Below are 25,415 nucleotides of genomic sequence, written 5' to 3'. Positions count from 1 at the left end.
TTTTTTGTATATTTATTTATAATAAACTATTTTTGACCTAACCACATAAATCAAAAAATAACCATTGACCGACAATGAGAAAAAAAATAAAATATGGCTGGCTATTGATACTGTTACCGTTCTTGCACGGCTGTTACAGCGACAAAGAAAAAGAGACGCCTGTAATCAATAGTATCCAACTGAAGGAAAGTGTACTTTCTTTGTCCAAAGAGGCGAGCGGACTCCGGGTTCCTTGGGATTTGCAGTACGATCGTTTCAATCAGACCATTCTATTTTCGGAAATTGACGGAAGCATCCGGAAACTGGATATCCGAACAAAGCGTGTAAGCTTGGTTGACAGTCTAAAAGATGTTTACCATCAACGGACTCTAGGTCTATTGGGCATGTCCTTATATCAGCCAGAGGGCGGACAGGCCTTTCTCTATCTTTCTTATACCAGCAAAAGAGACAGTCTTATTTTTTCAAATTTATACCGTTACCATTACAGTGCTGACGGAAAGTTATCCAATCCCAAACTGATGCTGCAAATACCGGGCAATACGGGACACAATGGCTCGCGTGTCATTGTCTCGACCGATGAGAAAGTTTATTGGGCAACTGGAGATGCAGCAAACGATACGTTTGCGCAGGACAGCAGCTCTTTAAACGGAAAGATCTTACGGCTCAACCTAGATGGCAGCATACCAGCAGACAACCCTATCCCAAACAGCTATGTTTATGCCTGGGGCTTTCGTAATATGCAGGGGCTGACCTATAATGCAAAGGGCACCATCTATTCATCTGAGCATGGCGATGCCATTGAAGACGAAATCAACCTCATCCAACCGCTCAAAAATTATGGCTGGCCGCAGATTGAAGGTAAAATCGATACCGAAAAAGAAAAAGCCATTGCAAAACGAAGCCCCAGAACTGAGCCTATTAAATCCTGGACACCCGTTATCGCACCTTCGGGAATGGCTTATTATGGCTTACAAACTATTCCTGAATGGCAAAATAGCCTCATTTTGGCCACGTTAAAAAATCAGTCTTTACGCATTCTGAAATTATCGGCGGATGGAAAGAACATAATCGACGAGCAGATCTTATTTAAAGACCAGCTCGGTCGTCTACGTTCAGTATTGGTGTTACCGAATGGCGATATATATTTTTGTTCAAGTAACCGCGATTGGAACCCACAAAAGGGATTTCCGAAAGCGGATGATGATGTAATCTATCGCCTCCGCCTTTCAGACAGGGCGACCGCTCCGGTGCTGAAGCCACAAGCTGCTGGCAATGACGCCCTGGAGAAAAAAAACGGTCAGGTCTTATACGATGCCTATTGCGCATCCTGCCACAAAGCCGATGGCAAAGGACTGACCAACACATTCCCCCCATTGGCACAGTCTAAACTGGTGAACGGGAACCCCAAGACACTATTAAAACTGCTTTTACATGGTCTTAAAGGACAAAAGGTCCAAGGCATTAAATACGAAGGAGCCATGCCGGCCTTTGCTTTCCTAAAGGACGAGGAAATCATCGAACTAGCTAATTATATCCGCACACATTTTGGAAATAAAGCCACGACAATTAACCAACAAAACTTAACTTCTTTACGCTAATTTATGGAACAGCAACAAGTTACCAAACCTCCTCTACTCAAGAACTGGCTATCTACTCTTGGCCCAGGGATCATTACCGCCGCGCTGGTCTTCGGTCCGAGCAAAATGACGATTACGTCGAAAATGGGTGCAGATTATGGATTTTCACTGCTTTGGGTAGTGTTGATTGCCATCTGTTTTATGACCGTCTTTACCAATATGGCGGCGCGCATAGGTATCGCCCGTGAGGAGTCGCTTCTGACCCTAATCCGTACTAAATTCGGTAAACCGACAGCCATCATTATCGGTATCGGCATCTTCCTTGTTACCACTTGTTTTCAGTCAGGCAATGCAACGGGTGTCTCGATTTCAATTTCAGAAGCCACAGGCACGAACCCACAAATATGGATAATCGTATTCAACGTCATCGGAATCCTTTTGCTCTTCTTTCGATCTTTCTATGCATTGCTGGAAAAATTAATGCTGGTATTGATTATTTTGATGCTATTTGCCTTTCTCTCCACTGCAGTCATGATTGAAACTCCTGTAGTTGATTTTTTTAGCGGCTTTGTCCCTTGCATCCCAGCAAGTTCAATAGGTCTGATTATCGCCTTTACAGCTTCTTCCTTTTCGATAGTAGGTGCTTTCTATCAAAGCTACCTCGTGCAGTCCAGACGGAAGTTGTCTACGGACCAGCAGACCGTTCAAAGACAGCTGATGGGTAGCCGGATAGGCATCATTATTCTTGGTGTTATGAGTGCGGCAGTGATGGTATGCGCCGCCAACACACTTCATCCGCAAGGAATTAAACTAAGTTCGGCCGCCGAAATGGGAAAAGCATTGCAGCCTCTTTTAGGCACTTATGCCTCACACCTCTTCTTCGTCGGACTCTTTGGAGCATCTTTTTCTTCCTTGATAGGGAATGCGGTATTGGGTGGCTCCTTACTAGGCGATACTTTTGGATATGGCAACAACCTCAATCATCCAAAGGTCAAATTATTTATTTCCCTGGTCATGATCTTCGGTTCTATCATCGCCCTTATTTTTGGAAAATTGCCACTCGAACTGATTGTTTTTGCACAAAGCGTCACCATTTTCCTTGTCCCCTTTATTGGAATCATCATGGTCCTGATCGCCAATGATAAAGCACTCATGGGAAGCTTGAAAAACAAATCACTCACCCAAGTTTGGGCAGTCTTGGGAGTTATGTTACTTATCGTTCTCGCTATTAGTAATTTTTACAATTTAATTAAATAAAACCACCTATGGATAACAACAATTTAGCAGTTTTAGAGCAACAGCTGCTTGCGCCATCGACAGCACTCATTGAAGACATAAAAAAAATCCAGGGCGATATCTTATTTTTGGGTGTCGGCGGTAAAATGGGACCTAGCATGGCTAAATTAGCCGTTCGTGCGATCGAAGCTGCCGGCATCGAAAAAAAAGTCATCGGTGTATCCCGTTTTTCGACCAAAGAACTTCAACAGGAACTGGAAGATTTCGGTATCACTACCATTGCCTGTGATTTATTGGATTCCAAACAGCTTCAACAACTCCCTCAGGTCTCCAATGTCATTTATCTCGCCGGGCATAAATTTGGGACCACTGGAAATGAAGATTTCACCTGGGCAATGAATACCTACCTACCGGGAATGGTCGCCTCACATTTTGAAAAGTCCAATATAGTCGCCTTTTCTTCCGGAAATGTACTCCCTTTTGTGCCCATCAGCCGTGCTGGTGTGTCTGAAGAAACAACGCCTGAGCCTGTAGGTGAATATGCACAATCCTGCTTAGGCCGTGAACGTATATTTGAGTATTTCTCCAAAAAAAATCATACTCCGACCCTGATCTACCGACTGAACTATGCCGTGGACTTCAGGTATGGCGTTCTGTTGGAGATCGCAAAGGCGGTCAAAGCACAGTCCCCCATAGACCTGACCACGGAAAACGTCAATGTCATATGGCAAGGTGATGCCAACGAAATCGCTCTAAGATCTCTATTGCATTGCCAATCTCCTGCCAAGATACTCCATGTCACCGGACCGGAAATTTTATCCGTCCGTTGGATTGCCGAACGCTTTGCCGAACACTTTCAAACGAACCCCGTATTTGTCAATGAACCAGCCGAAACAGCCTTACTTAATAATGCATCCGAATGTCACAGGCTCTTTGGCTATCCAAAGACAACAATCCGTGAAGCAATCGACATCACAGCCCATTGGCTGATAAATGGCGGAGAATTGTGGAACAAAGACACACATTTCCAAGAAAGAAAAGGTAAGTTCTAAATGGACCTGTTGACAATAAAAATAGAAATAACAGACAAGCCGAGGAGCATGCTGGTTGACACTGCAACCAACAGTCATTCAAAAACATCATACACATGAAAAAATTAGATGCCGATTTAAAACAACATCTCTGGGCGGGCACCGTCATTCCAGCCCATCCGCTTGCGCTTCATGAAGATCGCAGCATCGATGAAAAACACCAGCGCTTGCTGACACAATATTATATAGCCAGCGGAGCTGGTGGAATTGCCGTAGGCGTACATTCAACACAGTTTGAAATCAGAGATCCCGAAATCAATCTGTTCGAAACCGTCCTAAAATGGGCGAGTGAAGAGGTAGAGAAAGCAGCACTTCAACGTCCTTTTGTCAAGATTGCGGGTATTTGTGGCCCTACCGATCAAGCCATAAGAGAAGCAGACCTTGCACTTCAATATGGTTATGATATGGGGCTGCTGAGCATGGGAGGGCTTACTGACTGGACAGAAGAGGCGATTCTAGAACGGGTACGCGCAGTTGCAGCAGTCATACCTGTGTTTGGTTTCTATCTCCAGCCTTCAGTTGGCGGGCGTATTTTTTCCTATGCCTTCTGGCGTGAATTTGTCGAAATAGAAAATGTCGTTGCCATAAAGTGCGCCTCTTTCAACCGCTATCAAACCTTGGACGTTATGCGTGCGCTGGCAAACTCCAGCCGCAGTGATCAGATAGCCATGTATACGGGCAACGATGACAATATAATCAATGATCTGATGACCACCTATCAATTTCCAGTCAACGGGAAGATTGTGAACATCGATTTCAAAGGCGGCTTACTCGGCCATTGGGCGGTCTGGACCCAAAAAGCCGTCATACTTTTAGAAGAAATCAAGGCCTACAAACGCAATCCCGACGATCTGAGCGCTAGCCGGCTTTTGAGCAAGGCCATTGCCGTAACCGATACCAATGCTGCATTTTTTGATCCGGCAAATGCTTTTCACGGCTGTATTCCCGGTCTTCATGAGGTTTTGGTTCGTCAAGGTTTGATGAAGGGTATCTGGTGTCTGAATCCTAACGAACAGTTGTCTCCTGGACAAAAAGAAGAAATCGATCGCGTCTACAGGGATTACCCCGAATTAAATGATGATGCATTTGTACAAAATTTCTTACTAACAAAATAACCATCAGCCAAGATTACACTGCTCTTCTTCCTTGTCCGACAGGCGGAAATGGAGATAGTGAAGAAAACCGTCCCGGACAGCCCCCCCCCACGTAAAAGTATCATTATTCACAGCAATGTCAACAAGGCACATTGCTGTGAATACGGTCCGCCATAAAACCTGTTTGATTTTAACAATAATTTGTTTGAATTGTATATTCTTTGTTTCCCATATTGCGATTATTTTTGTCGACAAATTATCAAAATGGAAAATCACATGAACCAGGAAAAATCTTTCATCCCGACCATATTGGCTTTTGCATTAGTTCCCATCACTGGACTAGCGACAGACATCTATTTGCCATCGATGCCACAGATGGCTCAGGAACTCGGACTCAATGAAAGTAAGATCCAGCTGACACTATCTTTATTTTTAATCAGCTATGGAGTAGCTCAATTCTTCACTGGTGCATTGGTAGATGCCTGGGGGCGATACCGGATCAACCTGATATCGCTTTTCCTTTTTATCCTGAGTTTTTGGATCACAGCCACGACAAACGATATCTGGGTAATTTATCTGATGCGGATTCTTCAGGGAATCCTGTCCGCATTTGTTGTTATCGCCAAGCGGGCCTATTTCGTCGATGCGTATGAAGGCGATCAACGAAAACATTATCTCAGTATCATGACGATCGTATGGTCCATTGGTCCAATCGTCGCGCCATTTATCGGCGGCTATCTGCAGACGCAATTTGGCTGGCGCTCCAATTTCCTCGTATTGGCGGTGTACAGTGCGGTACTTTTTGTGCTGGAACTGATCTTTTCAGGTGAAACCATCAAACAGAAAAAGCCGCTCCATCTCAATTATCTTATCAGCGAATTTAAATTGATGCTGCGTAGCAATGATTTCACTCTTGGCGTTTTGATGTGCGGCATTTCCTATGGTCTTGTGATGTTCTATAATCTAAGCGGTCCTTTCTTCATTGAGCACCAACTGGGCTACAGCGCCATTACGACCGGATACACATCCCTGATAATGGGCTTGGCTTGGATGTGTGGCGGTTTCATTGGGAAAGCATTGATCAAAAGAACCCTAATTCCAAAGCTACGCATTGCCAATATGATACAAATCACCCTCGTACTGCTAATGGTACTCGTATCGGCCTATATGGAAAGTCTCTTTTCCCTCACATTTTTTGCGTTTTTGGTGCACTGTACAGCTGGCTTTATCTTCAATAATTATTTTAGTTATTGCCTGGGACGGTTCCCTTTATCAGCAGGTATCGCCGGTGGACTGGTCGGAGGCATAACCTATCTCGTAACCTCCTCGCTCAGTTATACAACAGTTAGTTTAATTGGCCCCACTTCCCAACTTCAGATCGGACTAGGGTATGCCTTGTTTGCCATATTGGGATTGATTATACTGTCTCTCATCAGCAAACTGGCGAAAACAAATAGGCTGTAACTTTTCATATCTGCAAAAAGAACTGTAGAATTTAAGCTACAGCATGAAATATGTTTAACGATTCATTATCTTACAATCTTGAAATTTGCTATGTTTGCATCATCATAATTTAGGTTTATAATTGGTTATTTAAGGTTTTCATTCTCCCCGTTTGAAAACCTTTTTTTATGATCTCTCCCTCGGGCCCTCCTTCTTTTATTTATGGGCTTCTTCTGAAAAGCTTTAATTTCATAATTTCACCTGTTTTTAGTGTTTTCTGATTTATATTTAATGTCCCATTCTGCTCGAAGCAAAATATTAGAATCCTATCCGATCTTAGCAAATCAGTCAAGTCATAGTCGTGTTATCCTCTGTCGTCCGAGTCCAAGGCTGGTAAGAAAGGAGCGGCGAAAACGATCTCAACAAATGGTGGAAAAATAGCTTCTGAAAGGGTATAGACAAGGGTTATTACGTTTTAAATTATTGGGTTTGGGATAAAATCGATATATTGCTTTCCAGATCAATGTAAAAGGGGAGATTCGATGATATCAAAAAAATATAGCCTATCCTATATCTTTTGGTTATGTGCTTTTATCATATTTAGCCCGAACGCGGGCAGAGGTCAGTCCATCATACCTACCGGGACGCCTTTTGTAAAACAATATAAAAAAAGTGAATATAAAGCGGGCAACCAGAATTGGGCATTGGCTGTGGACCAGGAAGGAAGAATCTATAGTGCCAACACCGAAGGATTGCTACGTTTTGACGGTCAATACTGGCGCCTGCATCCACTGCCCAATCATTCCACCGTACGCAGTGTTGCGGTTGGTAAAGAGGGGAATATCTACACCGGCGGTCGCGGAGAATTTGGTTATTGGACGACCAAAGGGTTTGGCGATATGACTTACCATAGCCTGTCTAAATTGGTCAAAGACAAAATTTATTTTCCGAAAGAAGAAATCTGGAAAATTATTGTGGACAACAAGCGCGTATTTTTCCACACCTTTTCCAAATGTTATATTTGGGAAAACAACAGCATTCGGTCCCTCACAGCTGAAGGGGAACCCTTTTTATTCCCACATAAGGTCGGTAAGCAGCTATTTTTTGAACAGCTGCCTAGCGGGCTACATGAATTTAAAGAAGGCAAATTAATTCCTGTAAAGGGAAAAGGAATACTAAAGGACAAAAATGTATTGGCCATATTGCCTTTTGACAAAACTTACTCTCTGGTCGCTACTTCCCTGAGTGGGCTTTACCTGATGGATATGCTGGGCAATATTGCACCATGGTCAGTTCCCGCAAACGCCCTCCTGAGCCAATCTCAGATCAATAACGGGATTTATTTATATGACGGGCAGTATGCATTCGGTACGATTCAGAATGGTGTGATTATCATCAATAAAAAAGGAGAAGTCGTCCAGCATATTAATAAAAATAACGGACTTCAAAATAATACGGTGTTAAGCATCACCAAAGATAAGCAGCAGAACATCTGGGTCGGTCTGGATAATGGCATTGACCGTATTGAAGTCAATTCGTCCCTATCCTTCTACACCGATTTTGCTGGTGAAATCGGCACCGTATACACATCGGTAATCTACAGAGGCAGCATTTATCTGGGAACAAATAAAGGTTTGTTTGTCAGTAAATGGAATGGATTAAATAATTACAATTCACTGAATTTTACACAGGTTCCAAATTCTAAAGGCCAGGTATGGACATTAGCAATATTTGGCGAAGAGCTCATCTGCGGTCACAATGACGGTACGTTTAAGTTATCCAATGGAAGACTGGAAAAAATATCACAGATTACCGGTGGGTGGGTTTTCAAACCCATATTCGGCACAAAGAATATTCTTCAGGGCAATTATACGGGTTTATCTAAATTTACTTTTGACGGAATACAGCTTAAATTTGTAAAACAATTCGCTTCACTCAAAGAACCTGTCCGCTTTCTGGCCCAAAAAGATAACTATTCTTTTTGGATCGGTGATTGGGGACAAGTTCAACTGCTCAATTTTGATGCGGGATACGAGCTGGCTCAAATTCAATTTTCATCGACCCAGGATAGCCTCACTACAAGAAGGCAGTTCATGGGGATATATACCTTGGAGAATAATGTTGTATTTGCGACGGATAGTGGGTTTATGGAGTTCGACAACATTGTCAAACGTTTTAAGTATGCCAATGAATTAAATAAAGCTTTGGGCAGTTATAAAAACGCAAACAAGATTATTCCGATCAGTACCAACAGCTACTGGTTTATCCAAAAAACTAAAATAGCCAAAGTAGATTTCGATAGCAAAGGCAAACTTAAAATAGATTCCAATCTGCTCAGTCCGCTACAGGACCGTATGATGAGCAATTTTGAAAATATCCTTCCGATCGAAAATCAGTACTATCTCATCGGCCTTGACGATGGTTTTGCCATATACCGCCATACTGGCCAAAACGCCAGCCGGATATTACCTGCTCCGCAAGTAGCACAGTTGACGAATCTAGCCACAGGAACCCTGATTATTCCCAACGCCGAATTTAAACTATCCCCCTCTGAAAATAACCTCAGGATCAGTTTTTCCAGCCCGTATTATTCGTCCTCCCCTGTGCAGTACCAATACTACTTAGAAGGCTATTCAGACAAATGGTCCGAATGGAGTGAGACAGCATACCAAGATTTCACCAACCTCCCGTATGGTGACTTCCAGATCAAAATAAGAGCTAGGACCAATTCGGGATTAGTATCCGAAACACAAATGCTTTCTTTTACTATCGAACACCCCTGGTACCTGTCGTGGTGGGCAAAAGCGATCTATACCCTTTCAATGATCGGAATCATTTACCTAATTTATCAGTTCAATCTACAACGGGAACGCAAAAGGCAATTTCAGGTGAGGCGGAAATGGCTGGAGGAAAAGAAAATCGCACTTGAAAGGGAAGCAGAGCAAAAAGAAAAAGAATGGATCAAGCTTAAAAATCAACAGCTCGAAGATCAGCTCAATCTAAAGAGTAAAGAGCTCGCCAATGCTGCTCTGAATATTGTTTATAAAAACGAAATGTTAAACAATCTGCATAACCAGCTGAAACAACTAAAGGATGCCGAAGGCAATAAACTGAGTTCGGACGAATTAAAAAAGATTAATAAGCTAATCGAAGATGCACACAACGATGATCGAGACTGGCATATTTTTGAAAAGAGCTTTAATGAATCACATGAAAATTTCTTCAAGAAATTGAAACAGGAATTTCCAGATCTCGTACCCAATGATCTAAAACTATGCGCCTATTTAAGACTCAATATGTCCAGTAAAGAAATCGCCTCGCTTCTGAACATCAGTACCAGAGGTGTTGAAATTCGACGGTATCGATTACGCAAAAAACTGGGGCTTCCAACCGACAAAAACCTGTCCGAATTCCTAATGGAACGTTAATTTTTTGCTACAATCACTACATCATTACCACACAAGGGTATTAGTGTACCATTAACACTAATACCCTTATTTTTTTTACAAAAAAACTTTAAAAATTGCTAAAGTAGCTTATAGTGTGTAGTTTATAAGAGTGGCAATCGCTGTAGGTAACGATTTAGTAATGGTGCTTATTACACTCCTTTTGATTAAATTTCCATTGTAATACTACAATGACAAAGATAATAAAATTAGTCAGATAGCAATGAAATCCATTGTTCAAAATCAATTATCACCCAAGGTATATCGTTGATTTAGCTAATAATGACGTTCATAAAACAAAAAATAACTTATGCAATTCTATTGCACGAATTTTTTTATTATCTTTGTCAGCAAATATGAAATGGAAGGCAACAATATTTTTGGTTTACATCATGGCACTTTTTCTAGTACCATGTAGTGATGCGAATAATAGTTGCGAAAGTTCTGTCGGAGTTACGAAAGTAACATCTCACGATCATGACCAGGACAAAGATGATTCCTGCACACCTTTTTGTCAGTGTGCCTGCTGTAGTGTTTCAGTAGCATTTTTCAATTTTGAACTGCCAGAATTTGGTATTCTTACACACATATTTACTTCTAAAAAAGTTGTTATCAGGGATTCTAGCTTTATATCCCACTACTCTGGTACAATCTGGCAACCGCCGAAATTTAACGTTTAATTTTATTGGGAATATTATGTCTATTGGCGTAATGTATATTCATATACATTGCCTCTAATGTTGTATTGATACTTAGCACTTCTAATTAGTGTAAATGTTTCTAGTTATCAATATTTCAACCTGATATTAATTTCCATTTTTTCCGCCTTTTCAGTTACAGGTGGATTTCACCTCTATTTCTATTAAATGTTAAATTAATAAAATACATTGTGTTAGACAATATCATAAAATTCAGTATTAAGAACAAGATCATTATTGGCTTAATGACGTTGTTACTTATCATCTGGGGAGCATGGAGTGCAACCAAACTGCCCATAGATGCCGTACCTGATATTACCAACAATCAGGTTCAAATATTCACTTCCTGCCCTACATTGGCTGGACAGGAGGTTGAACAGCTCGTTACATTCCCCATTGAACAGAGTATCGCAAATGTTCCCAAGATCGAAGAAATTCGAAGCATTTCCCGTTTCGGTTTATCGGTGATTACGGTCGTTTTTGATGAAGATGTAGACATCTACTTTGCGCGGCAGCTCATTAATGAAAGATTAAAGGAAGCTGTTGACCAAATCCCACAAGGGATAGGTACCCCCGAAATGGCACCGGTAAGTACGGGACTTGGAGAAGTTTATCAGTACATTATCCATCCCAAAAAAGGTAGTGAAGACAAATACAACGCAAAAGACCTGCGTACAATGCAGGATTGGATTGTGGCAAGGCAATTATACGGAACTCCCGGGATTGCTGAAGTAAACAGTTTTGGAGGTCAATTGAAGCAATACGAAGTTGCTGTGAATCCAGATAAATTAAGAGCAATGGGAGTCAGCATTCCGGAAATTTTCACTGCTCTTGAAAAAAACAATCAGAATACGGGCGGAGCGTATATCGATAAAAAGCCCAATGCCTATTTCATTAGGGGTATAGGATTGGCAACCTCTATTGATGATGTAAAAAAGATAGTGGTAAAAAATTCGGGAGCTGTTCCTATTTATATCAATGACGTCGCAGATGTAAGGTTTGGAAGTGCCGTCAGATATGGTGCATTAACCTATAACGGAGAAGTTGATGCAGTAGGTGGAGTTGTTATGATGCTAAAAGGCGAAAACAGCAATGAGGTTGTTAACCGCATCAAGGAAAAATTACCTACGATTCAAAAATCTCTTCCCGATGACGTGACCATTGAGCCTTATCTCGATAGAACAGATTTAGTGGGAAGAGCAATGAGCACCGTAGAAAAAAACCTTATAGAAGGTGCACTGATAGTAATATTCGTTCTTGTACTATTTCTCGGAAACTTTCGCGCAGGGCTTATTGTTGCATCGGCTATACCTTTAGCGCTACTCTTCGCCCTTGGTATGATGAACGTTTTTGGGGTCAGCGCCAACCTAATGAGTCTCGGCGCAATTGATTTCGGATTGATTGTTGACGGTGCTGTTATCGTTGTTGAAGCGACAATGCATCATCTGGGTCTTCGTAAATCGACGAACAGGTTGACCCAGAGCGAGATGGACGATGAAGTATTTGTATCTGCCTCTAAGATACGTGCCAGTGCTGCTTTTGGAGAGATCATAATTTTAATTGTATATATACCTATACTAACATTGGTAGGTGTAGAAGGAAAAATGTTCCGTCCAATGGCACAGACCGTCGGTTTTGCCATATTCGGTGCGTTAATTCTTTCGCTGACCTATATCCCAATGATGTGTGCTCTGTTCCTGTCCAAAAAGCCAAATCATAAAAAGACATTCAGTGACAAGATGATGGACAAGCTTTCCAGTTGGTACCAACCTATACTGCAAAAGGCAATAAAAATCAAATATATTGTTGTAGGTGCTGCTGTAGCACTGTTTGCAATTTCTTTATTTTTCTTCAGCAGGATGGGTGGAGAGTTCATACCTCAGTTACAGGAAGGTGATTATGCGTTTCACTGTATTTTGCCACAGGGAAGCTCACTGAACCAAAGTATCGAAACGTCGATGCAGGCTTCGCGAATTATTAAGGAGTTTGATGAAGTTAAGATGGTTGTGGGAAAGACCGGGGCAGCTGAAGTTCCTACCGATCCCATGCCTCCTGAGGCTACCGACCTAATGGTCGTCCTAAAGCCACAGGATGAATGGACTTCTGGCAGGGACTATAAAGAACTTGCCGATGCAATGATGGAAAAACTGGAAGTAATACCAGGAGTTTTCTTTGAGAAGAACCAGCCGATACAGATGCGTTTTAATGAGCTGATGACTGGAATCAGACAGGATGTAGCAGTCAAGATATTTGGGGAGAATATCGATACGCTAGCATCTTATGCGCAAGAAGTAAGTGAGGTTATTCAAAGTGTACCCGGAGCAACTTCTCCTCAAGTTGAACGGGTTAGCGGGCTTCCGCAGATCAATGTTGAATATGATCGCACCCGAATTGCCAACTACGGATTGACAATACAGGACGTAAATGATGTGGTAAGTACTGCTTTTGCTGGCAAAAGCTCGGGCCAAGTGTATGAAAACGAAAGGCGATTTGATTTGGTTGTCCGGTTGGATAGTGCACATAGAAGTAGCATAGATGATGTAAATAACCTGATGATACCTACAAGTACAGGCATACAAATACCTCTATCACAGATTGCAAATGTTGAATACAAGTTGGGGCCTGCGCAAATAAGCCGGGAAGCAGGAAAACGTCGTATTGTTATAGGTTTCAACGTTTCGGGCAGAGATGTACAGAGTGTCGTGGAAGATATACAGCAACAATTATCAGCTAAAGTCAAGCTGCCTTCAGGATATTACTTCACCTACGGTGGACAGTTTGAGAATCTGAAAAAAGCGAGTGACCGCTTGATGATCGCAGTTCCTGTTTCACTACTGCTAATTTTTATGTTATTGTATTTCACGTTTCACTCCTTTAAGCAAGCTACATTAATATTTACCGCAATTCCTATGAGCGCTATTGGAGGCGTCTTTGCATTAATGCTTCGGGGGATGCCTTTCAGCATCAGTGCTGGTATCGGATTTATTGCCCTGTTTGGGGTTGCTGTATTAAATGGTATCGTGCTAATAGGAACGTTCAATCAGTTAAAAAAAGAAGGTATGAATGATGTGTTCCAAAGGGTCAAGGAAGGTACGATGACCCGTTTGCGACCGGTATTAATGACGGCAACAGTGGCTTCTTTGGGCTTTTTGCCAATGGCAATCAGTACCAGTGCCGGTGCGGAGGTACAAAAGCCCTTGGCAACCGTGGTAATAGGCGGATTGATTACGGCGACATTTTTGACACTGTTTGTATTGCCACTCCTTTACATCATTTTCAGTTCAAAAATAAAATTAAAAGGGAAAGGCAATATGAAAACGACAGCGATGGTGATTTTGCTTTGCATGATAGGTCTATCATCCGCCAATGCCCAGCAACAACGGATAACAATTGATCAAGCAGTAGGAACCGCATTAGGAAATAATCAACAATATGGCGTTAATAGTGCTCAGATCAAAAGCGCCTCTCTAAACGTTAAGACCGCAACTGATATTCCCAAGACTGGCGTATTTGCAGAAAATGAGGATTACCGTCCCTCAGATAAGGTAGGTATATTAAAAATTGGTGTTTCACAAAGCATAGCCTGGCCGGGGCTATATGCTGCCCGAAAGAATTATTTCAGGGATCAGCTTAAATATGCAGAACTCAATACGGATTATTTAAATGCCGTAATCAAAAGAGATGTACGCACCGCATATTATCAGCTTTGGTATCTACAAGATAAACAGAAACTCTTTCAACGACTGGATAGTATATATACTATGCTGTTCAAGACTACTGAAATCCGGGTCAGAACAGGAGATGTTGCAAAGCTGGATCAGGTATCGGCAGAGGCTAAACTCAGAGAGCTTCAAGCCTTTCTTGAACAGAACAAGAAAGAAATGACAGTGCAGCAACAACAATTAATGATGCTCTTGAATCAAAATGAGTGGCTGCTACCCGTTGCTGACTCGCTTAAAAAGATAGAAGTACAATTGTCAGAAAACAACACCTTGCATCCAGTACTAGCGTTACAGGAACAGAATGTAAATATTGCATCTTCCAATATTAAAGTTCAGAAGAACACGAACAAGCCCGAGTTTTCCGGAAGGTTTTTTAGCCAACGTTTATGGGGTGCTAAAGATCCTTTCACAGGCTTTTCAGTCATGGCATCAATTCCTGTGTTCGGAACCGGAGCTTATCGGAATAAGGTAAGGGTTGCGGTTGCTGAGAAAGAAGTGCAGGAAAAAACACTCTCCTACCAGACACAGTTGTTACAGACCCAACGGGCATCCGCTATTGCTGAAATAGAAAAAAACTATTCCCTGTTAAATTTCTATGAAACCTCAGGTTTAAGGCAATCTGAAGAAATTATCAATGCGGCCAGCCTGAGTTACAGAACGGGTGAGATAAGTTTTGCAGAATTGGTGCAGTTTCTTAACCAGGCAATTGGCATTCGTCAAAACTACCTGGATGTGCTGAATCAGTACAACCAATCAGCAATTCAATTCAATTACTTCAATAACAAATAAGATAAAATGAAAATCATAGGAAAAATATTAGTTGCAGCTATTCTTATAACGTCTTTATATAGCTGCGGTGGAAAAGCTAAAAAGGAAGAAGGCGCTGAAGCTCCAACAGAAAAAAAGGCCGCTGAAGCCAGCGGTGAAGAAGGACATGGAGATGAAGAATCGTCCACTATTGCCTCTCTTACGCAGGAACAGATTAAGGCAGTTGGCATTACACTTGGCAACATCGAAAATAAGAATCTAACGGCTACAGTTAAAGCTAATGGCGCACTGAGGGTACCTAACAACAAGAAGGCAAATGCGACTTCCCTTTATGGTGGTGTTGTTAAAAGTTTAAACGTACAGTTAGGCGATTATGTCCGTAAGGGTCAGGTAATTGCTACTATAGAAAATCCACAATTTGTTCAGCTGCAGGAAGAATACATTACCATTGATAGCAGGATTACTTTGGCACAACAGGAACAAAATCGTCAGCAGGAGCTCAATCAGGGTAGCGCCGGAGCTTTGAAGAATCTCCAAACAGCTACTGCTGATCTGAATGCATTGATGGCCCGTAAAGCTTCGTTGAAAAAGCAGATACAGTTAATGGGAATAAATCCCTCTGGTATTAGCAGAGATAATCTAAAATCTGCATTAGTAGTTACTAGTCCTGTTAGTGGAACTATAAGTAATGAGTTCGCAAAAATTGGAAGTTATGTGGATGTGTCATCTCCTGTAGTGGAAATTGTGGATAACAGCTTGTTGCATCTTGACCTTCAGGTTTTCGAACGGGATCTGCCTTATATGAAGGTTGGACAAGTGGTGAATTTTACTATCACCAATAACCCACAGGTAACTTACAGTGCAAAAGTGTTCAATATAGGTTCTTCTTTTGAAAATGAAAGCAAAACAATTGCTGTACACTGTACAGTGATTGGCAATAAAGCCGGATTGATCGACGGAATGAATATTACAGGAATGGTGAGTGTTGACAATGTTATGGCATCCACCGTACCGAATGACGCTATTGTAGAAGCAGATGGCAAGTTTTATATTTTTGTTCACACAGACAAAGAGCCGGAAGCCGGTCATGAGGAAGGTGGTCATGAGCATGCTGAAGGTGAAAGTCACGACCAGAAAGCAGAGGAAGACCACGATCATAAACCAGGTGAAAAACATGATCACGCGGCTGAAAACAAGCAGAAGGAACTGAAAATGAATTTCGAAAAGATTGAAGTGGCAAAGGGAGTTTCTGAATTGGGATATACCGTGATTACTACTGTGAACGCAATTCCAAAAGACGTTAAAGTTGTTACAAAGGGGGCATTCTTTATCAATGCCAAATTGAGTAACACAGGTGGTCATGAACATTAATTCTCAATATAGGTAAGGCTATGAATGATCTGGTAAAATCAGTTGAAGACTATGTTTCTACATTGTTGAAAGAGAACCTTTCTGTAGACCTTGATTTTCATAGCCTTACTCATACGCTTGAGGTTGTGGAAGCGGCCTTGGAAATTGGACAACTTTGCAATTTGGATGATTCCGAGATTGAAATATTGCTTATTGCAGCATGGTTTCACGACTGTGGGTATATTCATACTTATATCGGTCACGAGGAGGAAAGCAAGCAGATCGCTAAAGGTTTTCTTGATAAATATAATGCCAATACTGAATTAATTAATTCGGTATTGGCTTGTATCGAAGCCACAAAGTTTCCGCAATTCCCTCAAAATAAGATTGAAATGGTATTGTGTGATGCTGATCTGTTTCACTTTACTAAAACCTCTTATCCAAAGTATGCCCATGCAATAAGGAAAGAATTTGAAGTCTTCCTCCAAAGAGTGTATTCGGATAAAGAATGGAAGACGCTAAACTGTGGCATGTTGTTGAACCATAGTTATTGGACTAATTATGGGAAAAACATTCTGGACAGATTTAAAGAAGTCAATATCGGATTGTTGAATTGCAAATGACGGTCAAAAAAGTACGATAAACCTACATTATGAAAAATTAATAAAATTATGGCATTAAAGGAAGAGTTTGAAAAGCAGGGAAACTGGCTTTTCAGATATAGGAGTTATATACCGATTGGTATTTTAATTATTGCCCTTTCCGTATTGGTGTATGAAAACAAACAAAACAATAAGCCTATTTACTGTTCCTCGGCTTATGAAATCATCTGTTTGTCTGTTGGGATCATAGGATTGGGAATAAGGGTTTACACTGTTGGATATACACCTAAAAATACATCGGGGCGAAATACACATGAGGGACAGGTTGCTGATACTTTGAATCAAACAGGTATTTACAGCACCGTAAGACACCCTCTATATTTAGGTAACTTCCTCATGTGGCTTGGACCAGCTTTACTAACTGGAAACATGTGGTTTGTTATGGCTTTTATTTTGTTCTATTGGATTTACTATGAACGGATAATGTTCGCTGAAGAACAATTTTTGGAAAGGAAATTCGGTGAAGTGTACACAAAGTGGGCGGCTAGTGTTCCTGCCTTTATTCCAGATTTCAGTAAGTTCAGGAGACCTGAAGTATCATTCAGTATAAAAAAAGTATTAAAAAAAGAAAAGAACGGATTATTTGCACTTTTCTTGATCTTCGGCGTATTTGATTTTATTGGAGAGTGGCTAAACAACCACGCCCACTTCAATATTTTAATTATTGCCGGTATTGTTATTACCATGCTGATGTATGTCGTCTTGAAATTCATAAAATCCAAGACTAGCTTGTTGAACGAAAGCCGATAAATAAGTTCGAAAAAGCCTGTGTTCAATTGTATATTTAAGTTACAACTATTTAAAAACAGAAAAATGATTATTGTTTCCAAACAACCTCCAATGTTTAGTTATGTTATTAAATCGAAAAATATCAATTTGGTACTTTGTAAATGAAATCAAGGCACAGATTATTCTGATCTGTGTCTTTGCTATATCCATTGGTTTACTGGATATGCTACCGACTTTCAAAAAAGTATCCCTGCCATTGAGTATCCCTGCATTGGTAGGAACTGCGGTTTCCGTACTCCTCGCTTTTAGAACAGCACAGTCCTATGAACGCTGGTGGGAAGCAAGAACTGTCTGGGGTGGCATTGTAAATGATTCAAGAAGCTTGCTGAGGCAGTTCATTCAGTTTGCACCCGAAAATCCAAAATACGAAATTAGGGAGTTTGCTGACAGACAGATCGTCTGGACCTACGCATTGGGCGAATCCCTACGAAATCAGCAATTTTCGCCCAATGTTCAGGCTTACCTGAACATCCATCAAATAAAAGCGCTAAATATACCGAACGCAATCCTGGATAAACACTCTGAGACTATCAAGCAGCTTGCTACTACAGGGGCAATTTCAGATATTCAACAGGTTCAGCTAAATGAAACAATCGCCAGGTTATGTGATAGCATGGGTAAGTGCGAACGTATTAAGAACACCGTTTTTCCAAGATCATACAGTCTGCTGGTGCATACGTTGATTTATGTTTTTGCTGCCATTTTACCCTTCGGGCTCGAAGATTCTCAGCTAACTGTCGAGATAGTAATGACTATCCTCATTCCTACGCTCTTTATTGCCATCGAAAAAACAGCCATCATTATGCAAGATCCTTTTGAGGATACGCCTGTGGATATACCAATGACTTCACTGGCGCAGACGATTGAGATAAACTTATTGGAGATGATCGGAGAAAAAGATATTCCGGCAAAGCCTAAAAGCGATTCTTATTATGCAATGTAGCGTATTTGTAAATAATATAAACCAAAAATATTATGGATATCAATTTTGAACTCTTACTCTCGGCCAAACTTTTGTTGGCTCTTCTGTTAGGAAGCATTGTAGGTATTGAACGGGAAAAAGAACAACAGAATATGGGCATCAGGACTTTTGCCTGTATCTGTGTTGCTTCATGCCTCTTTGTATCTGTTGCTGCCCATCTAACGGAAGACAGATCCGCAACCGCCAGAATGCTGGCAGCGATTGCTACCGGACTGGGCTTCATAGGTGCAGGCATAGGTTTTCGTAGCGAGAAAGGTATGCCAACAGGCTTAACTACGGCAGCTGGCCTATGGACAATTGCTGCCGTCGGAATAGCAATCGCACTGAATATGTTTGTACTGGCTGTATCAGCAACAGCTATTACCCTGCTGATTTTTGGCATGAATCAATTTGCATGGTACAAGAGATTTATTAAAAAATTATCTAACAACAAGAACAGCGATCATGAAACAGAATAATATTCAATTCAATCTGCATCTGCAAAAAATATCCACTTTATTAAAAGAGGCGCAAAAAGAAGAAAACCCTGGCCGTTATCTTTTTCAGAACGATCTGAGAACACCGTTATTCCAAGTTGAAGCATTGGCAAGGATATACCGTGTTACCGGTCCCAAAAAGAAACGGTTCGGTAAGATAGGGGAAAAATTCAAGCAGTTGGAAGACATGCTCGGGAGTATAGATTATTTTGAGGCCATTAGTAAAGAATACTCGGACAATAAGAAAATTCCCGAAGACGTCAGGTCTTACTTTTCCGGTCAAGAAGAAAAGGTTTTAAGAAAGTTCAATAAATTACTCAAAACCAAGAACTGGTTAGACGGGAAGCAATTAAAAAAGATCAGCCGTGACCTTGAAAAAATAAATTGGAAAGGAAAGGACGAGCAGCACAGCCGTCTTGTTAAATTCTACCGGTCGGAAATTGAAAAGATAATGGATTTTGCGAAGAATGGCAAGCAGGCTTTTAAAGATGTGGAGTCGGGAATCCATGAGTTTCGGAGAAAATTACGCTGGCTGAGCATTTACGCGCAGGCGCTACAGGGATGTATTGAACTTGTCGATATCGAACAAGAAAGGTTAGACCTGGAGAACTATCTTACTGACTCTGTTCTGAGTTCTCCTTACAATAAGCTGCCACTTGTGGAAGATAAAAAAATGCATCCCCTGGCCCTTTCTAAATTTTGCTTTTATGCAATCAGCTGGATGATCGAACAGTTGGGCATCCTGAAAGATCAGGGGCTTGGATTGCTCGCTCTAGCGGAAGCGGTGAAAGAAACTGAAGGTATAAAGATCGACAAGGCTATAATTCGGGCAAGTGAATATTTGGATAAGAATGAACCATCAATTGCAGACATATTAAGTGAAGCAAATGGGATTACTAAACAGTTTTTTAAAGATAAAATATTGATAAATCTTTTAAAATAGAATATATGAAATTCTACCATCAACATAGTGCACGTGTTAGAGACTTATGCTTACCGCAGATAAGAAAAGAACTTGAAGAGGCTGGTGAGAAAATATTGACATACAAGATAATGTTATTGACAATACTTCTTATGGCATTTTTGAATCCCGCGAAGGCTGAATCTCAAACAAGAGCTTCGAAATACTGTATGGATAATGTAAAACTCTATAGATCCTATTCGGAGTATAGTGAAGGAAAATTTATTGACAGCATCTGCCTTTCAGGTAAAAAGCACAAATTCAGTGTTTATTATAATAAGCTTACTTTAAAACATGGCCAACAGAAGCAAAAATACCCACACGGTAGTTTATGGGGATACGAAAGAGGTAAAGATGTATTCCGCTATTTTAATAAAGGAACAACCTTTGGCACCTATGGGTATCATAAAATTATTGTGAGTAGTGGATTGATTATCTATTCTAAATACGAACGAGGAGGCTACAGGTACGCAAGTCGCACCTATTATTTTTACAGCAAGGATATAAACGCTCCCCTTGAGAGGCTCAGTGTTAAAAACCTTGAAAAGGATTTTTCCAATCCGTGGTTCATAAAGGAAGTAAAAGCTTTGAAAAGTCTGACCGAATCAGATAACGACGGTAATTTATTAATTAGTGCCATTTACAATAAATACTATCAATAAGAGTAAATGATTGGTAAGCAATTTAATGAACAATAATGAAGTTTATGAATATAGATTAAAAAACGTCTCAAAAACAAAATATTATGGAACACAAGCACAAATACGACGCCCGGGGCAAACAGATTTGTTGTACACAGACCGAAAAGGTCTATACCAAAGCGGGCGCAAAAGAATTGGTGAAAGAAGAACACCAAAAAAATGACGGACACGATCATGGTCATAGCGATGATGATGGTCACGACCACAGTAGTGCCAGCGGGAGTCCATTTAAAATGTTTCTTCCATCCATCCTTTCCCTGTTACTCTTACTTATTGCCATAGCATTCGATAACTGGATGCCTCAGGAATGGTTTAAAGGAACAGTGAGGTTTGTTTGGTATCTGGTAGCCTATGGAATCGTAGGTTTCCCTGTTATTAAAGATGCTGTTAAAAGTATTTCGAAAGGTGAAGTATTCTCGGAGTTTTTTCTGATGAGCATTGCAACAATAGGTGCTTTTTTTATAGGGGAATATCCTGAAGGAGTAGCAGTAATGTTGTTCTATGCAGTTGGTGAAGTCTTTCAAACACTGGCGGTTTCAAGAGCACAAAGCAATATAAAAGCCTTACTGGATCAACGCCCGGATGAAGTAACCATTCTTGAAAACAATCAGACTAAAGTTATTAAAGCTGAAGAAGCACAGATCGGCATGACAATTCAATTAAGACCGGGAGAAAAGCTTGGACTTGATGGGGAACTACTCACGGATACTGCTTCTTTTAATACTGCCGCACTGACAGGTGAAAGTAAACCGGATACAAAAAATAAAGGGGAAACAGTACTTGCAGGCATGATCAACCTGAATACCGTTGCCCAGGTTAAAGTAACTACCGCTTATACGGATAGCAAGCTGAGTAAGATTTTGGAACTGGTCCAGAATGCAACGTCTCAGAAAGCACCTACAGAACTTTTTATCAGGAAGTTTGCGAAAGTATATACACCTATCGTTGTTTTTCTGGCAATAGGCATCTGTTTGCTTCCTTATTTCTTCGTAGACACCTATGTGTTCAATGACTGGCTGTACAGGGCTTTAGTCTTCCTTGTAATTTCATGCCCTTGCGCACTGGTAATTTCTATTCCTTTAGGCTATTTCGGTGGTATTGGTGCTGCCAGCCGTAATGGTATTTTATTTAAAGGCAGTAACTTCCTTGACGCCATGGCGGCCATACAGAATGTGGTGATGGATAAGACCGGGACGATGACCGAAGGCGTGTTTAAAGTACAGGAAGTAATCTTTAATCCTGAATTCGATAAAGATGAAATTCTAAAACTCGTAAATGCCATCGAAAGCCTTAGTACCCACCCTGTGGCAACAGCCATACACGAGTATGTGGGAGATATTGACAATTCCATAAAATTGGAAAATACGGAAGAGATTGCCGGTCACGGGTTGAAAGCCCGGATTAATGGAAAAGAGTTACTGGTCGGGAATTTTAAACTGATGGACAAGTTCAATATCAAATACGATGTGGACCCCTCATCAATCGTCTACACAACTATCGCAGTAGCCAACGATGGTAAATTTGTTGGCTACATTACCATTGCTGACAGTATAAAAGAAGACTCGCAACAGACGATTGATTTGCTGCATAAGCTCAATATCAAAGTAACAATGTTGAGCGGAGATAAAACTACGGTTGTCAAATTTGTTGCCGATAAGCTGGGAATCGATAATGCATTCGGGGACCTGTTACCTGAAGACAAAGTGAACCGGGTAAAAGAAATCAAAACTAAGAACGAAACGGTAGCATTTGTTGGAGATGGCGTAAATGACGCACCTGTAGTAGCCCTAAGTGATGTAGGTATTGCTATGGGGGGGCTAGGAAGCGATGCAACGATTGAAACCGCTGATGTAGTTATTCAAGATGACAGACCATCTAAAATTCCTATTGCAATCAATATCGGAAAGAAAACCAAGAAAATAGTGTGGCAGAATATAACACTGGCATTTGTAGTAAAAGGCATCGTTCTGGTCTTGGGTGCGGGCGGTCTGGCTACAATGTGGGAAGCTGTCTTTGCTGACGTGGGCGTATCATTGATTGCCATATTAAATGCCATCAGGATACAGCGAATGAAGTTTTAGCTTTCAATTCAACAATTGTCCTTCAGCATGGAAACGTGTGTTAAGGTTTAAAGATAAGAGGTTATGCAAAAAGACAAAGATATTTACATCTTAAAAGCTTCCGGTCAGCGCGTGGCTTTTGACAGTAATAAATTAAGACAGTCACTGTCCCGGTCTGGAGCGCCTCCGCAGCAGGTTGAGCTTGTTCTGCAAAAAGTGCAGGACAAGCTTATCGATGGAATGGCGACCCGAGATATCTACAAGACGGCTTTCAAATGGCTAAGAAAAATAGCAAAACCTGCTTCGGCCAGATATAACCTGAAAAAGGCGATCATGGCGCTGGGCCCTACTGGTTTTCCATTTGAAAAACTTACCTCAGCGATATTAGAATCTATGGGATATAGCACACGAACAGGAGTAATTGTTCCGGGGCATTGTGTAAAACACGAAATAGATGTGATAGCGACTAAAGATGATCATCATATTATGATAGAATGCAAGTTCCATAATCGGCAAGGATTTGTTAGTGATGTCAAAATTCCGTTGTACATCCAGTCAAGATTTCTCGATGTGGAAAAACAGTGGCAAGATAGCGGTTGTCACGGTCCCCAGTTTCATCAAAGCTGGATAGTGACCAATGGCCGCTTTTCTGAAGATGCAATTCAGTACGGTACATGTATGAAAATGTCTTTGGTCGGATGGGATTATCCAAGAGATAAAGGGCTGAAGGACCTCATAGACCGTTCCGGGCTGTATCCGGTAACCTGCCTGATCTCCTTAACAGAGAGGGATAAAAAGGTTCTGTTGGCTAATGATATAATTGTGTGCAGCACTTTATTACAACAACAGGAAATGTTAATCCAGATAGGTCTGACACCGGCAAAGATCCGGGAAGTGGTTAATGAGTGCCGTATGCTTTGTGAACAAACAAAATAGATAATAATGGACACCATCAACCATAAAGAAATCAAGACAAATTGGTACGTAATTACCGGGGGACCGTGTACAGGTAAAACCACTGTAATAGAACTGCTGGCAGAACGGGGATATGCGACTATTGCCGAACAGGCAAGACATTATATTGACACCCAAAAGATAAAGGGCCGTACGATAGAAGAAATAAAAAGCAACAAGGAGCAATTTCAAATGGATATTCTGAACATGCAGATTAGTGAGGAATCAACGCTGGACGTAAACCAAGTGGCTTTTTTGGATAGGGCGTTGCCGGACGCGATGGCATACTATGAATTTCTTGGTATTGAATATGACGCAAGACTTGTGACAATGTGTAAGAAGTTCTGTTATCAGAAAGTATTTATCCTTGACAGACTTCCGTTGATCAATGATTACGCTAGACTGGAAGATGAGGATGAGCAGATTCGAATTCATAACCTGATCATCGATGTTTATAACCGCTCCCCATGCCCAGTGATCCAGGTTCCGGTATTGCCACCCGATGAACGTGTTGATTTCATCCTTCGTAATCTTTAAAATTTTTATTAGTGACTATTATCAAATGATTTCAAGAATAATTTTAATTTTTTTTTTACTTACCACATCTAAACTAACCATAGCTCAGGATAATGTGATGACGACCGAACAGCCGGATTCGATTGTTAACGATTCGAATAATTATAAGTTAGGTTATCGTAAACTCATTCTTCCGGTGTCGTTAATCTCGGCTGGCGCAATCAGTTTCGCCATTCCGCCAATGAAAGAACTGGATCTCTCTGCCAAGATAGAGGTTGCCCATGACAGGCCTGGAAAGACAACGTTAGACAATTATACCCAATATTTTCCAGCGGTAATGGTGTATGGATTGAATTTGGCCGGGATAAAGGGTAAGCACGGTTTTAAAGACCGTACAATTATCTATGCAACTTCCCAACTGATATCGGCCGCTATCGTTACACCCGCGAAAAACCTAATTGCAGAAGAAAGACCAGATGGTTCCAATAGAAAATCATTTCCGTCTGGTCATGCAGCCACAGCGTTCTCAACTGCGCATTTTATGTACAGGGAATATAGGGATAACAATTTGCTGTTGAGTTTGTCGGGTTATCCGTTTGCTGCGTTTACGGGTGTATACAGAGTCTTGAACAACAAACATTGGATGACAGATGTGGTTGCGGGAGCTGGAGTCGGAATTCTTTCAACCGAACTCGCTTATTGGCTATATCCAAAGATGAATACCCTGATAAGCGGAAAGAAAAAGAATAACAAAAGTGTGGTCGTTCCATATTATCAGTCGAAAGGGCTTGGAATGTCTTATCTGTTGGTTTTTTAAAGGATTTAGAATGAAAAAAAACAAAAAAATACATAGAAGACGATCACCCGTCAAAAAGCGGAGGACTAATTC

At 41.0% G+C, this 25,415-nt stretch carries 19 protein-coding genes; all 19 read left to right on the top strand.

What is annotated here, in order from left to right:
* Positions 1-74: 74 nt before the first annotated feature.
* The 19 genes from FGL37_RS16380 (at position 75) to FGL37_RS16295 (ending at position 25,343) form a co-directional block, all read left to right on the top strand.
* Positions 75-1,598, top strand: coding sequence for a PQQ-dependent sugar dehydrogenase (locus FGL37_RS16380; RefSeq protein WP_037532474.1), 1,524 nt, complete (start codon positions 75-77; stop codon positions 1,596-1,598).
* 3 nt (positions 1,599-1,601) lie between these two features.
* Entirely contained in the window at positions 1,602-2,834 is a 1,233-nt protein-coding gene (locus FGL37_RS16375; RefSeq protein ID WP_028068952.1) for an Nramp family divalent metal transporter, read from the top strand.
* An 8-nt stretch (positions 2,835-2,842) separates the two neighbouring features.
* Positions 2,843-3,865, top strand: a complete 1,023-nt coding sequence (locus tag FGL37_RS16370) for an NAD-dependent epimerase/dehydratase family protein (RefSeq protein ID WP_028068953.1) — start codon at positions 2,843-2,845, stop codon at positions 3,863-3,865.
* A gap of 95 nt (positions 3,866-3,960) precedes the next feature.
* Complete coding sequence (locus tag FGL37_RS16365; RefSeq protein WP_028068954.1) at positions 3,961-5,019, top strand: dihydrodipicolinate synthase family protein; 1,059 nt, start codon at positions 3,961-3,963, stop codon at positions 5,017-5,019.
* A 255-nt stretch (positions 5,020-5,274) separates the two neighbouring features.
* Positions 5,275-6,462 (top strand): MFS transporter, encoded by a 1,188-nt coding sequence (locus FGL37_RS16360; protein WP_197734477.1) that lies wholly within the window; start codon positions 5,275-5,277, stop codon positions 6,460-6,462.
* Between the two features lie 521 nt (positions 6,463-6,983).
* Entirely contained in the window at positions 6,984-9,869 is a 2,886-nt protein-coding gene (locus FGL37_RS16355) for a helix-turn-helix and ligand-binding sensor domain-containing protein (protein ID WP_028068957.1), read from the top strand.
* Between the two features lie 374 nt (positions 9,870-10,243).
* On the top strand, positions 10,244-10,567 hold the full coding sequence (locus FGL37_RS26115; RefSeq protein WP_407695579.1) for a DUF6660 family protein: 324 nt from the start codon (positions 10,244-10,246) through the stop codon (positions 10,565-10,567).
* A gap of 209 nt (positions 10,568-10,776) precedes the next feature.
* Positions 10,777-15,096, top strand: coding sequence for a CusA/CzcA family heavy metal efflux RND transporter (locus FGL37_RS16350; RefSeq protein WP_028068958.1), 4,320 nt, complete (start codon positions 10,777-10,779; stop codon positions 15,094-15,096).
* Between the two features lie 6 nt (positions 15,097-15,102).
* Complete coding sequence (locus tag FGL37_RS16345) at positions 15,103-16,446, top strand: efflux RND transporter periplasmic adaptor subunit (protein WP_028068959.1); 1,344 nt, start codon at positions 15,103-15,105, stop codon at positions 16,444-16,446.
* 20 nt (positions 16,447-16,466) lie between these two features.
* A complete protein-coding gene (locus FGL37_RS16340; RefSeq protein ID WP_051606595.1) occupies positions 16,467-17,048 on the top strand; it encodes an HD domain-containing protein in 582 nt (193 codons plus the stop codon).
* Positions 17,049-17,096: 48 nt separating this feature from the next.
* The gene (locus tag FGL37_RS16335; protein WP_028068960.1) at positions 17,097-17,837 is read left to right on the top strand and encodes a methyltransferase family protein; all 741 of its coding nucleotides are present in this window, start codon (positions 17,097-17,099) and stop codon (positions 17,835-17,837) included.
* Between the two features lie 100 nt (positions 17,838-17,937).
* Positions 17,938-18,819 (top strand): bestrophin family protein, encoded by an 882-nt coding sequence (locus tag FGL37_RS16330; protein WP_028068961.1) that lies wholly within the window; start codon positions 17,938-17,940, stop codon positions 18,817-18,819.
* Positions 18,820-18,851: 32 nt separating this feature from the next.
* Positions 18,852-19,316, top strand: coding sequence for an MgtC/SapB family protein (locus tag FGL37_RS16325; RefSeq protein WP_028068962.1), 465 nt, complete (start codon positions 18,852-18,854; stop codon positions 19,314-19,316).
* Positions 19,303-20,277, top strand: a complete 975-nt coding sequence (locus FGL37_RS16320; RefSeq protein WP_028068963.1) for a hypothetical protein — start codon at positions 19,303-19,305, stop codon at positions 20,275-20,277. Before FGL37_RS16325 ends, FGL37_RS16320 begins: the two co-directional genes overlap by 14 nt.
* A 5-nt stretch (positions 20,278-20,282) precedes the next feature.
* A complete protein-coding gene (locus FGL37_RS16315; protein ID WP_103292780.1) occupies positions 20,283-20,957 on the top strand; it encodes a hypothetical protein in 675 nt (224 codons plus the stop codon).
* Between the two features lie 83 nt (positions 20,958-21,040).
* Positions 21,041-23,077 (top strand): heavy metal translocating P-type ATPase, encoded by a 2,037-nt coding sequence (locus tag FGL37_RS16310; RefSeq protein ID WP_028068965.1) that lies wholly within the window; start codon positions 21,041-21,043, stop codon positions 23,075-23,077.
* A 63-nt stretch (positions 23,078-23,140) separates the two neighbouring features.
* A complete protein-coding gene (locus FGL37_RS16305) occupies positions 23,141-23,992 on the top strand; it encodes a restriction endonuclease (RefSeq protein ID WP_028068966.1) in 852 nt (283 codons plus the stop codon).
* A 6-nt stretch (positions 23,993-23,998) separates the two neighbouring features.
* Complete coding sequence (locus FGL37_RS16300; RefSeq protein WP_037532479.1) at positions 23,999-24,547, top strand: AAA family ATPase; 549 nt, start codon at positions 23,999-24,001, stop codon at positions 24,545-24,547.
* 25 nt (positions 24,548-24,572) lie between these two features.
* Positions 24,573-25,343, top strand: coding sequence for a phosphatase PAP2 family protein (locus tag FGL37_RS16295; protein ID WP_028068968.1), 771 nt, complete (start codon positions 24,573-24,575; stop codon positions 25,341-25,343).
* The last annotated feature ends 72 nt before the right edge of the window (positions 25,344-25,415 follow it).

The sequence above is a fragment of the Sphingobacterium thalpophilum genome (assembly GCF_901482695.1).
GTDB lineage: Bacteria > Bacteroidota > Bacteroidia > Sphingobacteriales > Sphingobacteriaceae > Sphingobacterium > Sphingobacterium thalpophilum.
The sequence above is the reverse complement of the archived record's forward strand: the minus strand, read 5'-3'. Positions and strand labels throughout refer to the sequence as shown.

Bases quoted from the DNA above. Each gene is read 5' to 3' on its own strand.
- FGL37_RS16380 (WP_037532474.1), top strand. From the start codon at position 75: ATGAGAAAAAAAATAAAATATGGCTGGCTATTGATACTGTTACCGTTC.
- FGL37_RS16315 (WP_103292780.1), top strand. From the start codon at position 20,283: ATGAAATTCTACCATCAACATAGTGCACGTGTTAGAGACTTATGCTTA.
- FGL37_RS16335 (WP_028068960.1), top strand. From the start codon at position 17,097: ATGGCATTAAAGGAAGAGTTTGAAAAGCAGGGAAACTGGCTTTTCAGA.
- FGL37_RS16355 (WP_028068957.1), top strand. From the start codon at position 6,984: ATGATATCAAAAAAATATAGCCTATCCTATATCTTTTGGTTATGTGCT.
- FGL37_RS16325 (WP_028068962.1), top strand. From the start codon at position 18,852: ATGGATATCAATTTTGAACTCTTACTCTCGGCCAAACTTTTGTTGGCT.
- FGL37_RS16360 (WP_197734477.1), top strand. From the start codon at position 5,275: ATGAACCAGGAAAAATCTTTCATCCCGACCATATTGGCTTTTGCATTA.
- FGL37_RS16310 (WP_028068965.1), top strand. From the start codon at position 21,041: ATGGAACACAAGCACAAATACGACGCCCGGGGCAAACAGATTTGTTGT.
- FGL37_RS16375 (WP_028068952.1), top strand. From the start codon at position 1,602: ATGGAACAGCAACAAGTTACCAAACCTCCTCTACTCAAGAACTGGCTA.
- FGL37_RS16365 (WP_028068954.1), top strand. From the start codon at position 3,961: ATGAAAAAATTAGATGCCGATTTAAAACAACATCTCTGGGCGGGCACC.
- FGL37_RS16370 (WP_028068953.1), top strand. From the start codon at position 2,843: ATGGATAACAACAATTTAGCAGTTTTAGAGCAACAGCTGCTTGCGCCA.
- FGL37_RS16305 (WP_028068966.1), top strand. From the start codon at position 23,141: ATGCAAAAAGACAAAGATATTTACATCTTAAAAGCTTCCGGTCAGCGC.
- FGL37_RS16345 (WP_028068959.1), top strand. From the start codon at position 15,103: ATGAAAATCATAGGAAAAATATTAGTTGCAGCTATTCTTATAACGTCT.
- FGL37_RS16330 (WP_028068961.1), top strand. From the start codon at position 17,938: ATGTTATTAAATCGAAAAATATCAATTTGGTACTTTGTAAATGAAATC.
- FGL37_RS16340 (WP_051606595.1), top strand. From the start codon at position 16,467: ATGAATGATCTGGTAAAATCAGTTGAAGACTATGTTTCTACATTGTTG.
- FGL37_RS16300 (WP_037532479.1), top strand. From the start codon at position 23,999: ATGGACACCATCAACCATAAAGAAATCAAGACAAATTGGTACGTAATT.
- FGL37_RS16295 (WP_028068968.1), top strand. From the start codon at position 24,573: ATGATTTCAAGAATAATTTTAATTTTTTTTTTACTTACCACATCTAAA.
- FGL37_RS26115 (WP_407695579.1), top strand. From the start codon at position 10,244: ATGAAATGGAAGGCAACAATATTTTTGGTTTACATCATGGCACTTTTT.
- FGL37_RS16320 (WP_028068963.1), top strand. From the start codon at position 19,303: ATGAAACAGAATAATATTCAATTCAATCTGCATCTGCAAAAAATATCC.